The sequence below is a fragment of the Halomonas sp. XH26 genome (assembly GCF_024138895.1).
GTDB classification, from domain to species: Bacteria; Pseudomonadota; Gammaproteobacteria; order Pseudomonadales; family Halomonadaceae; genus Vreelandella; species Vreelandella alkaliphila.
This window is the reverse complement of record NZ_CP071889.1, coordinates 3,999,276-4,011,893: the sequence shown is the minus strand read 5'-3', so window position 1 is coordinate 4,011,893 and position 12,618 is coordinate 3,999,276. Positions and strand designations below refer to the sequence as shown.

12 protein-coding genes are annotated in these 12,618 nt (G+C 53.9%); 9 read left to right on the top strand and 3 right to left on the bottom strand.

The genetic code is table 11. The features are described 5' to 3' along the window. The first annotated feature begins 11 nt into the window (after positions 1–11). From antC to kynA, 8 genes are all read left to right on the top strand, one after another. Positions 12–1,028: an anthranilate 1,2-dioxygenase electron transfer component AntC gene (antC, locus tag J4377_RS18320; protein ID WP_038479647.1), complete on the top strand. Its 1,017-nt coding sequence runs from the start codon at positions 12–14 to the stop codon at positions 1,026–1,028. Positions 1,029–1,035: 7 nt separating this feature from the next. Continuing rightward, on the top strand, positions 1,036–2,175 hold the full coding sequence (locus J4377_RS18315) for a muconate/chloromuconate family cycloisomerase (RefSeq protein WP_253486321.1): 1,140 nt from the start codon (positions 1,036–1,038) through the stop codon (positions 2,173–2,175). Positions 2,176–2,203: 28 nt separating this feature from the next. Beyond that, positions 2,204–2,494, top strand: coding sequence for a muconolactone Delta-isomerase (gene catC / locus J4377_RS18310; RefSeq protein WP_089040225.1), 291 nt, complete (start codon positions 2,204–2,206; stop codon positions 2,492–2,494). A 65-nt stretch (positions 2,495–2,559) separates the two neighbouring features. Next, positions 2,560–3,534, top strand: coding sequence for a catechol 1,2-dioxygenase (catA, locus tag J4377_RS18305; protein WP_038479640.1), 975 nt, complete (start codon positions 2,560–2,562; stop codon positions 3,532–3,534). A gap of 42 nt (positions 3,535–3,576) precedes the next feature. Then, entirely contained in the window at positions 3,577–4,560 is a 984-nt protein-coding gene (locus tag J4377_RS18300; RefSeq protein WP_051626399.1) for a TRAP transporter substrate-binding protein, read from the top strand. A gap of 10 nt (positions 4,561–4,570) precedes the next feature. Then, complete coding sequence (locus J4377_RS18295) at positions 4,571–5,137, top strand: TRAP transporter small permease (RefSeq protein ID WP_038479637.1); 567 nt, start codon at positions 4,571–4,573, stop codon at positions 5,135–5,137. Continuing rightward, positions 5,134–6,393, top strand: a complete 1,260-nt coding sequence (locus tag J4377_RS18290; protein WP_253486320.1) for a TRAP transporter large permease — start codon at positions 5,134–5,136, stop codon at positions 6,391–6,393. Before J4377_RS18295 ends, J4377_RS18290 begins: the two co-directional genes overlap by 4 nt. Before the next feature lie 269 nt (positions 6,394–6,662). Next, positions 6,663–7,523 carry a tryptophan 2,3-dioxygenase gene (gene kynA / locus J4377_RS18285; protein ID WP_253486319.1) on the top strand — a complete coding sequence of 287 codons (861 nt, stop codon included), beginning with the start codon at positions 6,663–6,665 and terminating at the stop codon, positions 7,521–7,523. Between the two features lie 109 nt (positions 7,524–7,632). Here kynA and J4377_RS18280 read toward each other — a convergent pair whose 3' ends face one another. From J4377_RS18280 to J4377_RS18270, 3 genes are all read right to left on the bottom strand, one after another. Beyond that, positions 7,633–8,649: an IS30 family transposase gene (locus tag J4377_RS18280; RefSeq protein ID WP_193085206.1), complete on the bottom strand. Its 1,017-nt coding sequence runs from the start codon at positions 8,647–8,649 to the stop codon at positions 7,633–7,635. Positions 8,650–8,808: 159 nt separating this feature from the next. Then, a complete protein-coding gene (locus J4377_RS18275) occupies positions 8,809–9,792 on the bottom strand; it encodes an AraC family transcriptional regulator (protein ID WP_253486318.1) in 984 nt (327 codons plus the stop codon). Positions 9,793–9,996: 204 nt separating this feature from the next. Then, positions 9,997–11,016 (bottom strand): AraC family transcriptional regulator, encoded by a 1,020-nt coding sequence (locus J4377_RS18270; RefSeq protein WP_253486317.1) that lies wholly within the window; start codon positions 11,014–11,016, stop codon positions 9,997–9,999. A 173-nt stretch (positions 11,017–11,189) separates the two neighbouring features. Between J4377_RS18270 and J4377_RS18265 the strand changes: the two genes are divergently transcribed. Continuing rightward, entirely contained in the window at positions 11,190–12,467 is a 1,278-nt protein-coding gene (locus J4377_RS18265) for a dienelactone hydrolase family protein (RefSeq protein WP_253486316.1), read from the top strand. The last annotated feature ends 151 nt before the right edge of the window (positions 12,468–12,618 follow it).

Below are 12,618 nucleotides of genomic sequence, written 5' to 3'. Positions count from 1 at the left end.
GAGGGCGAGTCATGCATAACACAGCCGCCATTGTCTTTCGGGACGGCACCACCCGCTTCGTCAAGGTCGATAAGAATGAGCTGCTGATGGATGCCGCTCAGCGTCACGGAGTCAATCTGCCGGTGGATTGCCGGGAAGGGGTTTGTGGTACTTGCCGCTGCCTGCGCGAGTCCGGTGATGTCGATGTCGAGTATATCGATGAGGAGGCCTTGACCGAGGAGGAGATCGCCGAAGGGCATGTATTGGCTTGCCAGACTCGCCTGCGCTCCAGTCAGGCTTCCTTCTATTTCGATATCGATTCCAACGTCTGCAGTGTGGCTACCGAGGTGCATAACGGCACTGTCAGCGCCGTGGAGCAGGTCTCCGATGGTGCTGCCATCCTCGAGATCACCCTCGACGATCCCACTCAGGCATTGCCGTACCTGCCTGGTCAGTATGCTCGCATTGAGGTGCCGGGGAGCGATCAGTGGCGGGCTTACTCCTTTGCCACCTCGGCGGTACAGGAGGGAAAGTTACGCTTTTTGATCCGCCTGTTGCCGAGCGGTGTGATGAGCGACTACCTGCGCGACTGTGCCAAGGTGGGCGATGCCATCTCTCTGGAGGCGCCCTTGGGAGCCTTCTATCTCCGTGAGGTACAGCGCCCGTTACTGATGGTGGCCGGTGGAACGGGCCTTTCTGCCTTCCTCGGTATGCTTGAGGAGCTGGCTGAAAAGGGCGAGTGCCAGCAGCCGATCCGTCTCGTCTATGGAGTAACCCAGGAGCAGGATCTCAGTGAGCTCGAGCGTCTAGAAGCTTTCACCGAGACGCTGCCCGACTTCGCCTTTGGCACCGTTGTAATGACGCCTTCCGAAGCGTGGCAAGGCAACAAAGGCGTGGTCTGTGACCTTTTTGATCTCGACTTCCTCTCCCAGCCCTTCGATGCCTACCTGTGTGGGCCGCCGCCGATGATTGAGGCTAGCAAGACTTGGTTTGAGGAAAATCCGGTGGGCGAATGCCGAGTGTTTTTTGAGAAATTTATCTCTAGTTGAGGTTTCTATGCGCGGCGTCTCTATTGAAGACATTCAAACAGTGCTGGTCGATTTACCGACCATCCGTCCACACAAGCTTTCCATGACCACTATGGCCTGCCAAACCATGGTCATTGTGCGCATGCGCCACTCGGATGGGGTTGAAGGGCTAGGCGAAGGCACCACCATTGGTGGTCTTGCCTACGGCCCAGAAAGTCCAGAGAGCATCAAGCGCAATATTGATACCTACCTAGCGCCGCTGCTGATCGGTCAACCGTCAGGCAATATTCATCAGCTACGCGCCCGTCTTAACCGCCACATCCGCGGCAATATGATCGCCAAATCGGCGCTGGAAACCGCGCTGCTCGATGCTCAGGGAAAACGTTTGGGGCTAAGCGTGGCCGAGCTGCTCGGCGGCGCCCGCCAAACACATTTGCCGGTGCTCTGGACGCTGGCCAGTGGCGATACTGCCAAGGATATCGACGAAGCGCAGTTGCGCTTAGAGCAGCGCCGGCATTGTGACTTTAAGTTGAAGATCGGCGCACATCCGGTGGATCACGATGTACGTCACGTGGCGGCCATCAAAGAGGCCTTGGGGGATCGCGCCAGCGTGCGTGTTGACGTTAACCAGGCATGGGATGAATCCACCGCAGTTCGCGGTATTCAGGCGCTGCAGGAGGCCGGTATTGAGCTGATTGAGCAGCCCATTCCTGCCCGTGAGCACGCCGGACTGATCCGACTGGCTAACCGTTTCAATGTACCAATGCTCGCTGACGAGGCAGTACAAGACGCTCGCGACGGACTTGACCTTGTCTGCGGCGGTTTCAGTGGTGCCTTCGCGCTGAAGATTGCCAAAGCCGGTGGCACGTACGGCGTGCTGGAACTGGCCCATGTTGCCCAAGCTGCGGGGGTTGGCTTGTACGGTGGCACCTTGCTGGAGGGCACCATTGGCACTGCCGCGTCACTTCAAGCCTGGGCAACGCTACCAGAAATGGCCTGGGGTACGGAGATGTTCGGCCCGCTGCTGCTCAAAGACGATATCGTCGTTAAACCGCTTAATTACCATGACTTTGGCGTCGACTTACCGACAGAGCCAGGGCTGGGTATCACGCTAGATGAAGACAAGGTTACGCACTACTCACGTAAAGACTGCTCACGTAAAGACTAGTCGCGTACGAGCCGAGGAGGAGAGCGCCATGCTGTATCAGGTAGAAATGACCGTTAAATTGCCGACGGATATGCCCGCCGAGCAAGCGGCAGACATCAAGGCTGCTGAAAAGAGCTATTCCCAAGACCTGCAGCGCCAGGGCAAATGGCGCCACTTATGGCGGGTGGCAGGCAGCTACTCGAACGTCAGCATCTTTGACGTTGAAGATAACGCTGAGCTGCAGGCATTGGTTAGCAACTTGCCACTGTTTCCCTATATGGAAATCAGCGTCAAACCGCTGTGTCGTCACCCCTCTTCAGTGCGTGACGACGATAGCTAATATACCCAGGTGCAACGTTAGTTCTTATTAATAACAACAGCTTATAACAAACAGAGGGTTTCACCATGACCGTGAAGATTTTTGACACTCCCGACGTGCAAGACTTCATCAAAACCGTTGCTGGCTTTGGCCAAACCGGTGGCAATGATCGCGCCAAACAAATTGTGCATCGCTTGGTATCTGATCTGTTCAAGCTAATCGATGACTTCGATGTGACCGAGGAAGAGTACTGGGCGGCTGTCAATCTGCTCAATTCGCTGGGTAGCCAAACTCAGTTTGGTTTGCTGTCTCCTGGACTTGGTTTTGATCACTACCTTGATATGCGCCAAGACGCTATCGACGCCGAAGCCAAACGCACCGGCGGCACACCGCGTACTATTGAAGGCCCGCTGTATGTCGCTGGTGCCCCGGAAGCCGAAGGTTTTGCCCGCATGGACGATAGTCAGGATAACGACGGTGAGACCATGTGGCTGACCGGTCAGGTGCGTGACGTGAACGGCACGCCGATTGCTGGCGCGAAGGTCGAGATTTGGCACGCCAACTCCCATGGAGGTTACTCCTTCTTTGATCCTTCGCAATCTGAGTACAACCTGCGTCGTACGATTTATACCGACAGCGAAGGTCACTACACCGCGCGTAGCATTATCCCCTCTGGTTACGGCGTACCCGAAGGTGCGCCCACGGATGTAGTGCTGAAATCCCTGGGACGTCACGGGCAGCGTCCAGCGCATATTCATTACTTCGTCTCCGCTCCGGGCCACCAGCACTTGACCACTCAGATTAATCTGGCGGGTGATCCCTACACCTATGACGACTTTGCCTTTGCCACCCGTGAAGAGCTGGTCGTCACTGCCGAACGTATTGAAGACCCCGCCGAGATTGCCAAGCGTGAACTAGACGGCCCGTTTTCTCATGTGGTGTTCAATGTGGCACTGGCCAACGTTGAGGCGCCCGAGCTACAGGTGCGCCATGCCCGGCCGCGGGCTAAAGAAGATGAGCAGGATCTCGCCAGTCAACTGGCCGGTACAGCGAAGGTTTGAGTCTGTTTTAAAACCACATAAAAACTATATAAGAGACCCATTATGACTCCTACAAAAGCCTTTCTGAGCACTGCCGTGGCGGCCTCTCTACTCTTTGGTGCCGTTTCTGCCCAGGCTCGCGATTTCCGCCTGGGGGTGATTACACCTCCCCAGCACCTCTGGTCCACCGAAGCTGTGGCCTTTGCCGATACCCTTCATGAGCGTTCTGATGGCGAGCATAGCGTCAGCGTTTTCCCGGCCCAGCAGCTTGGTAACGAAGCACAGATGGTTCAGCAATTGCAGACTGGCGCGCTGGACATGGCCTTTCTGACCATCGCTGAAATTTCCAACCGGATTCCTGACTTCGGTGCCCTTTATGCACCCTATCTGGTTGATGATGTAGATCATGCCGCTCGCTTACTGCGTTCCGACACTGCCGGTGAACTGCTCGACCTGATGCCCCAGGGCGTGGGTATGGTCGGCGTTGGCTATGGCATGGTAGGCATGCGGCAGGTGCTCTCTCGGGCACCTATCGAGAACCAGGCCGATATGAGCGGGAAGCGCTTGCGTATCACCCCCTTTGAGCCAATCCGTGACTTCTATACTGCCACTGGCGCGGCTCCAGCCCCGCTGCCATTGCTCGAAGTCTATGACGCTCTGGCTAATGGCCAGGTAGATGCCATCGACATGGACTTTGATTCTATCTTGATCCTCAAGTTTTATGAGCAGGCGCCTAACTTACTGATCTCCAACCATATGATGTTCCCTATGGTGGGTGTGGTCTCTGGTCGGGTTTGGCGCGAACTCTCAGTGGAGGATCGTGAGTTGATCGAGACCGCCATGGCTGAGCACCTGGAGAATGTCCTGTCCGGCTTTCAGGCTAAGGATGCGGCCCAAGAAGCTGAGATCCGTGAGCTTGGTCTGAATATTGTCGAGGCCGATGCTGAGTTCTTCGGCGACGCCATTGCCGAGTGGGAAGCAATCTGGGGTGAGAAGGCTCCGAGACTGGAGATGCTTCGCCAGGAAGCCGACCGTCTACGTGAATGAGGGTGACGTGATGTTGTCACGACTTTCTGACCGACTTGCCAAAGGAGAGGAGATCACTGCCGCTGTCCTAGCGGCGGCAGTGACCCTGCTGATCCTTATCAATGTGGCCTTTCGTGCCGCCGGCAATCCGATCTACTGGATCAGCGAGCTGGCTATCTACGCCATGATCTGGATGACTCTGCTGATCTCCAGTGCGGTTTTCAAACGGCGCCAAGGGATTGCTGTGACGCTGTTCACTGATCTCTTGCCGCCCTCTTGTCAGCGCCTGGTAGGTTTGTTCGTGGACCTAATGGTGGCGCTCTTCGCGCTGATTCTGCTGTGGCTTTGTTGGCGCTGGTATCAGCCACTACTGCTGTGGCAGACCGGCTTCGATATTCAGGCTTTTCAAGGCGAGACCTTCAATTTCATCTATGCCGAGAATACCTCAACGCTGGGTATCAAGAAGTTCTGGGTATGGCTGATTCTTCCTTGGTTCGCCGCTTCCTTGTTGTTCCACAGTCTGATCAATTTATGCCAATCGCTGTGCAATCTTGGTCGTCCGGCATCCCACACCACTCAAGAGGAGGTGGCCCGATGACTGTCGCTGTCTTTGCTTTGCTACTGCTGGGGGCGGTGCCCATTGCCCTGGTGCTGGCACTTACTGCCCTGTTCTATATCTTGGTATCGGGTAATACCGTGCTCTTTGAGTCCTATCCTCAGCAGTTGTTCGGGGCTATCGAGAGCTATGGGCTGCTAGCCATTCCACTCTTTATGCTAGCCGGAGAGCTGATGAACGAAGGTGGGGTAACTCGCCGATTGATCGACCTGGCACGGCTGCTGGTGGGTGGTTTTCGCGGTGGCTTGGCCTACATCAATCTGGTTGCCAACATGATGATGGCGGCGATTATCGGTTCTGCCGCCTCGCAGATCGCCATCATGTCCCGGGCTATGGTGCCAGCCATGGAGCGGGAGGGCTATGACAAGCCCTATAGTGCGGCCATTACCGCTGCTGGTGGCTTGCTGTCACCCATTATCCCGCCCTCGATGCTGTTCGTGCTGTTCGGTGTGATGGCCCAGGTGCCCATTGCGGATATGTTTATCGCCGGTATCTTGCCTGGCCTACTGCTAGGGGGAACCTTCTTTCTGACTATCGCCATCATGGGATTGGTACAGCAATACCCCAAGGGAGAGTGGCTGAGTCGACAAGAAGCAATAAAAGCGCTGAAGATGGGCCTGCCGGCCATGTCGATACCGCTGATTATCATCGGCGGTATTCTGCTGGGCTTGGCAACTCCCACCGAATCGGCGGCGCTCGCCTCGCTGGCAGCGTTGCTATTAGGGCGCTATCTCTATCGTGATTTGAAAGTCGCCATGCTGCCCGAGATACTCAAACGCACCGCTATCAATGCCGGTCTGGTGATCATGTTGATCGCTGCTGCTGGAGTCTTCGGCTGGGTGGTCGTTTACGAGCAACTGCCGCAAATGGCTGCCGCCTGGATCGCTGCTTTGACCACCGACCCCTTTATTTTTCTGCTGCTGCTGGTGGGGGTGTTGCTACTGGTGGGAATGATCATCGATGGTATCGCTGCGCTCATCCTGGTAGTCCCCATCCTGCTGCCGATTGCCACCCAGCAGTTTGATATTACTCCCTACCAGTTTGGTGTGGTGGTCTGTCTGACGTTAGTGCTGGGGCTTCTGACGCCGCCAGTGGGTGCAGGACTGTTTATTGCCTCTTCCATGACGGGGGTGCCGCCTATGCGTATCTTCCTGGCATTGTTGCCATTCCTGCTGGCGAGTCTTGTGACCTTGGTGTTGTTAGCTTGGCAACCCTGGCTGACGTTGGCACTCCTCTAGAAAACGGATGTACAGCATGTAATTAGCAGAGCCCCCTCAAGGTGTGACCTTAAGGGGGCCGCCCACCTTCAAACTATTCATGGCTACCTGACTGGCAATATCACGGATGCCTTCCATTGGGCTGACCGTGGTCGAGAGGGGGGCGATTACTTCAAAATTATCGAGTATTTAAATGCCAATTTCTTCTTAAACAATTAATAGTATGAGATTGTTTAAAACAGCCCCGTGGAGGGTGAATAAAAGCTATAAATATCTTAAATGGAGTGACTATGAGCGATCATGATAATAAAAACGCTAGTCAAAGCGCGTTAAGCTTGAAAGGCGAAAGAAATGTTCACTGGAATCAGGATATCAGTTATGGGCAATATCTGGACTTAGAGCCTCTGTTATCTTGCCAGCGCCCACGCTCTGACGTACACGATGAGATGCTGTTTGTTATTATTCACCAAGTCTCTGAATTATGGCTCAAACAGTGCCTTCATGAAGCCCATGCGGCCGCTAATAATATTATGGTCGACGAGCTGCGACCAGCTCTAAAGATGTTGACTCGGGTAGCACGCATCCAAGAGCAAATGATTCAGGCTTGGGAGGTATTAGTTACCATGACGCCAGCAGATTATATTTCCTTCCGTGATAGTCTTGGGCAGAGTTCAGGCTTCCAATCCTATCAATACCGTGAACTGGAATTTCTTTTGGGTAATAAGCATCCAGGGTTAGTTGAAGTGCATCGCTCGCACCCTAAAAACTATCAGCACCTGACGAATGTTTTAAACGCCCCCAGCCTTTATGATTGTTGTCTTAAGTTATTGAGTCGACGCGGCTTCTCTCTTCCCGAAAAAGTGATTAACCGAGATTGGTCTGAGCCGTATGTGGCTTCACCTGAAGTAGAGGCCGTTTGGGCTGATATTTATCGCGATACTAACCAGTATTGGGATCTGTATGAGCTAGCCGAGAAGTTGATTGATACCGAATATAATTTCCACAAGTGGCGCTTTAGTCATATGAAAACGGTAGAAAGAATTATTGGTTATAAAGCGGGGACGGGAGGAACAACGGGTGTGTCTTATCTTAAAAAGGCATTAGATTTGAAGTTTTTTCCTGAGCTTTGGTCAGTTAGAACCACCATGTAGCCAACGATTGGTGGGTTCTGTTATTGATAATAAAAATGATGTCTCATGGTTATTGAAACCGCTGTGACTCTTTACCATGCGGCGGATGCAGACTCTGAGTGCAACACACTCATTGGATGGTTGATGGGCTTTCATGGTACTTGGCCATCAGCTCGCTCATCACTTCTATCGGACATTTAAAATCAAAGCGTTTTCGAGGCCGCATATTCAGCTCAAAGGCAATGGCATCCAGCTCTTCCTGGCTATGTACTGAAAGGTCTGTTCCTTTCGGTAAATATTGACGGATAAGGCCATTGATATTCTCATTGGCTCCCCGTTGCCAGGGGCTATGGGGATCGCAAAAGTAAATCGCAACACCGGTTTCTTGAGTAATTTTTGCATGGTGTGTCATTTCACGCCCCTGATCATAGGTCATGCTTTTTCGAGCGGTGGTCGGCATTCGGTTCAGAGCAGCACTAAAGCCTGCTACGGCGGATGTGGCGGTGGCATCGTCCATTTTTGCGAGGATCAGATAGCCACTGCTAAGCTCTACCAAGGTGCCTACCGCGGACGCGTTATTCTTACCTTTGATCAGATCGCCTTCCCAGTGGCCGGGCATTTCACGCTTACTGACCTCGGGCGGACGTAAGTGAATGCTGACCATGTCAGGGATCTGACCACGTCGATCCACTTCGCCACGGCGAGGCTTGCGTGTGGTTTTACCTTGTCGCAAGCAGTGAATCAGTTCCTTGCGAAGGTGGCCAACGGGCAAGGCATAAATGGCCGTGTAGATGGTCTCTCGGCAGACGTAGGCATCGCGCAAATCAGGTAGTTTCATCGTCTTGAGCTTGCCGCTAATTTGTTCAGGAGACAAGCGTCGCCGCAACATATGCACGATGAGATCAAACCGCTCGGTGCCTGGCAAAAGCTTACGCGCAGGACGACAGACTACTCGACGCTTTTCTCGCTGACGTTGGGCGTGCCGGGCACAGTAACCGTTCTGGGCCATTTGGTTACGGCGTATTTCACGAGATATGGTTGAAGGAGCTCGCCCTAAGAGCTGGGCAATGTGCCGAAGGCTCATCCCTTGGGCTTGACCCACTTGGATGCTGGCACGTTCTTCAATGCTGAGTTCGAGGTAAGACATGGGACAACACCTTAGCGAAATGCTCAGGTGTTGCACTCAGTTTCTGCGGCCAAGTGCTATGTGCTAAAGGATGATTTATATGCAAAATAAACCATCTTTTTTGGCGGTTTCATGATTGTAGATAAGTATCTGTGCTTGGCACTGGTAAGGCAGGGGCTTTTATTGCAACAGTACAGTGGCCGAGCGCTTTAGGGTTTCCGAGGGCAGTTCGCTGAAACGCACCTTGTACTCCTGTGAGAAGCGCCCCAACTGCTGGAAGCCGCAATCCATGGCGATGCTTGAGACGCTTTCGTTGGGGGTGGCTCGTTCCAGGCGCTGGCGCACATAGTCGAAACGCAACTGGCGGAAGTAGGCTATGGGAGAGACCCCGTAGTGGGTATGGAAGTCTCGATAGAGCCGTTCTCGAGAGACGCCAGCCGCTTGTTCCAATTCGGCTAGGCCGAGGGAGCGATCCAAGGACTCATGGAGTAGCGCTTCTAAGTCACTCAGGTAGGCAGGGCGCCCCTGTTGGCGACCGAGTAGCTCGCTTGTGTAGTTGTGAGGCTGGGTATACAGCAGGCTGGTAATCAGTGAGTTCTCGAAATTGCCCCACACCTCGGGAATATCGCAGAGTGAACCTTCGGCATGCAGCATTTCCTGCAGGTTAGCTACCATCTGCCACCACTCTTTCACCGTTCCGCTTAGAAGCATGCGTGGTTCAAAGATGACTGGCTGTGATAAATGGCGGTGCAACAGCTGCGATAGTTTGTGTTCAAGGGCTTGGCGGGAGAGGCGCACAAGGCGCTTCTGGCATTGCTCGTCCATGCTCAGGCGCAACGTTTGGCTAGGCGAGATGATCGCACCCACGGCGGCATCAGAGTCGAAGACTTTATCTTGATACTCCATGCTCTGGGTGCCCTGAAGGGGCAAACTAATACTGTAGCTGTGGGTCAGATCGGCAATGTCGACGGTTACCCGAGTGGCGTATTCGATGGTACCGATCAAAACACTGCCTAGGCAGGTTCCTTGATGGCGAAAGCTGAGCTGACGCGGTTGAGGTACTTCCAGACGATGGGGGCCGTTGACTTGGCTCATCCAGCGGCAGGCCGAGTCGGGATGACGAAACTCGGCGGTGATTTGTTGTCGGGTCACAGGTACGGTCATGTTTCCTCCTAGCCTCGCCGCAGTAATCATTATTTTTGGGCCTTGAGGCCATAGAGCGGTCGAGGGTTTGTTCGCATGTCGTCTTTAAGTGCGCACTACGAACTTGTATTGTTATTTTGCCACTTTGGTGAAGCAATGGCTATTCGTCTAAAAGTATTGCTTTTAGCCGCCTGAATAAAGACAAAACCGCAGACTTTCTTCTCGCTACCGGCCGACGAGACACCGGCTTCGTAGTGTCTCGCTAGGCGATTCGCCAAATACCTGACGATAACTGAGGCTGAAGCGTCCCATATGAGTAAAGCCCCAGCCCATGGCAATGTCGGTGATTGTCGCCGTGTTAGTGCCGGTTAGCAGCGCCTGTCGGACTCTTTCTAAGCGCACCTGACGTAAGGTTTCCATGGGGCTCTGATGGCGAAAGTCTCGGAAGCCAGCATAGAGGGTTCTCAGGCTAACACCAGCTACCGACGCCAACTGAGCTGGCGTCAGCGGCTCTTGGGCATGGGCCTCGATATACTCCTCCACCCGTTTGACGTGGCGTGGGGCGAGGCGTTTATCCCCTTGGCGCAGCGCATCGCTGTAATTGTGGGGCTGGGTCGTTAACAGGGTATGGATGATCAATTGCTCAAGCTGGGGGGCAATCAGCGGATCTTGGTGTGCCTCCGGTGACTCCTTGAGCAGCCGAGTGATATAGCCGATTAGGTTGAACCAGCTGGGCGTGTCGCGCCAGTACATTACGGGGTGAAAACTTAAAGGGGCGCGTAGAGGGCGTCCCAAAAAGCGGCTACAGGCATGCTCTAGTGCTTCACGCTCGATACGTAACATCAACTGATCACAATCTTCACTATAGTGCATCCTGAGTCGTGCCGTGGGGTTGAGCACTGAGGCCAGCAGCTGTCCCGAGTCGATCTGCTCGCCGTCGTTGTCAATCCGGGCTTGTCCCTGTAGGGGCATCTGAATCAGGTAGAAGTGCTCGAGCCGCTCAGGGTCGATGCGCACAGCTCCGCCATAGGCGAGGCGGTTATAGGAGACGCAGCCCAGCGCTACTGAGTGCAGACGGGCAGATAGTTTGCCACCGTGGCTCAACGGTTCCAGATGATGTGACTTAAAGATATTGGCGACGTTTGTGCGTGTTTCCTCTGCGGCAGTCGAGCTGAATACCAAGTTCCGATGATCCTCCATCAGGGCTTGCTTCATCCAACGGGGTAGTGATTGTTGCGTTGTCATAAGGATCTCAATTGTTGTTATGTGCCCGCATCAATGGGGAGTGTCGAAAGTCCTTTCAGTATAAATAGCGATTTTCTTGATTCATTTCTTGGCAAATTACTTTCTGCACTCAGCGGATAGAGATGGCAGTTAGCGGATCGTGAAGTGCTTACTTTCTTGTCTAAGGTGATGGCGTGGACTTTAGCAATGACCCGCCAACAACAACGAAAGGTATCTACATGGGCACTTCTATCGAGATCAAGGCGGCGGATGGCCGCGGAAATTTCACTGGTTATCTGGCCGTTCCCGCCTCCGGCAGTGGCCCCGGGATTGTGCTGCTGCAGGAAATATTCGGTGTTAATGCCACCATCCGTGAAATCGCCGACTACTACGCTGAAGAGGGTTATGTGGTGCTGGCACCGGATCTGTTCTGGCGTCAGGCGCCTAGCATTGAATTAGACTATACCCCGGAGGATTGGCAACGTGCCTTTGGTTTATTTCAAGGCTTCGATCAGGAGCTCGGTATTGAAGATATCGCCGCTGCTATCGAGACTCTACGGTCGCGTCCAGAGTGCAGTGGTGCCGTAGGTGCCCTGGGATTCTGTCTCGGTGCCCGGCTGGCCTATTTGACGGCTTGTCGTTGTGATGTAGATGCCGCGGTGGGTTACTACGGCATGGGAATCGAGAACCATCTGGACGAGGCAAAAAACATCCGTGGGGCTCTAGTGCTGCACTTCGCCGAGCAGGATGAATATTGTCCCACCGTCGCCCGCGAGGCGATTGAAGCTTCCCTGGGCGAGCAGGATAATATCGAGCTGTATCTATACCAGGGTGTAGATCATGCCTTTGCCCGCCCTCATTCAGAGCACTACCACAAGCCTTCAGCGCTCATGGCTCACCAGCGCTCGGTGACGGCTTTTCGCAATGCGATGGGACCTCATTACGACCTCTCGGCGCTGTGGGATAAGCATTGCGAGTATGAGTTTTCTACCCGCAACGTGGACGACACCATGGCCACCATGGTGGAACAGCCCTATGTTAACCATATCCCGACGCTCACGGGCGGAGTGGGGTATCGGCAGCTCTATCGCTTCTACAAGCACCACTTCGTCGATAGCAACCCCGACGACACCACCCTGATTCCCCTATCACGCACTATCGGGGCGACTCAGATCGTTGATGAAACATTGTTCTGTTTTACCCACGATCGCGAGATCGACTGGTTGCTACCAGGGGTTGCGCCCACCGGTAAGTATGTGGAGATCCCGCTCGTCGCCATCGTCAAGTTCCGTGGTGACAGGCTCTATCATGAACATATTTACTGGGATCAGGCTTCGCTACTGGTGCAAGTAGGGGTGCTCGACCCGACAGGGTTGCCAGTAGCAGGTCATGAGACAGCCGTTAAATTGCTAGACGAAACCTGGCCTTCCAACGAACTGATGCATACCTGGGGCAACAGCGCCAATCGCTGATCTATTTGTGCCTGCCTACTCGTAGCAATCACCTCAAAACCACTTGATGCTAAGAGAGCGTTTCCTGCTTAATCAGCGCAAGCTGCTCGGTTCTTTACCATTGTACGTCTGAATTAGCTGCTGATGACGCGGTTGAAACACCGTCAGATTT

Excerpts from the sequence above, each read along its gene's own strand:
- J4377_RS18300 (WP_051626399.1), top strand. The coding sequence starts at position 3,577 with ATGACTCCTACAAAAGCCTTTCTGAGCACTGCCGTGGCGGCCTCTCTA.
- antC (WP_038479647.1), top strand. The coding sequence starts at position 12 with ATGCATAACACAGCCGCCATTGTCTTTCGGGACGGCACCACCCGCTTC.
- J4377_RS18295 (WP_038479637.1), top strand. The coding sequence starts at position 4,571 with ATGTTGTCACGACTTTCTGACCGACTTGCCAAAGGAGAGGAGATCACT.
- catA (WP_038479640.1), top strand. The coding sequence starts at position 2,560 with ATGACCGTGAAGATTTTTGACACTCCCGACGTGCAAGACTTCATCAAA.
- J4377_RS18290 (WP_253486320.1), top strand. The coding sequence starts at position 5,134 with ATGACTGTCGCTGTCTTTGCTTTGCTACTGCTGGGGGCGGTGCCCATT.
- J4377_RS18315 (WP_253486321.1), top strand. The coding sequence starts at position 1,036 with ATGCGCGGCGTCTCTATTGAAGACATTCAAACAGTGCTGGTCGATTTA.
- J4377_RS18275 (WP_253486318.1), bottom strand. The coding sequence starts at position 9,792 with ATGACCGTACCTGTGACCCGACAACAAATCACCGCCGAGTTTCGTCAT.
- catC (WP_089040225.1), top strand. The coding sequence starts at position 2,204 with ATGCTGTATCAGGTAGAAATGACCGTTAAATTGCCGACGGATATGCCC.
- kynA (WP_253486319.1), top strand. The coding sequence starts at position 6,663 with ATGAGCGATCATGATAATAAAAACGCTAGTCAAAGCGCGTTAAGCTTG.
- J4377_RS18280 (WP_193085206.1), bottom strand. The coding sequence starts at position 8,649 with ATGTCTTACCTCGAACTCAGCATTGAAGAACGTGCCAGCATCCAAGTG.
- J4377_RS18270 (WP_253486317.1), bottom strand. The coding sequence starts at position 11,016 with ATGACAACGCAACAATCACTACCCCGTTGGATGAAGCAAGCCCTGATG.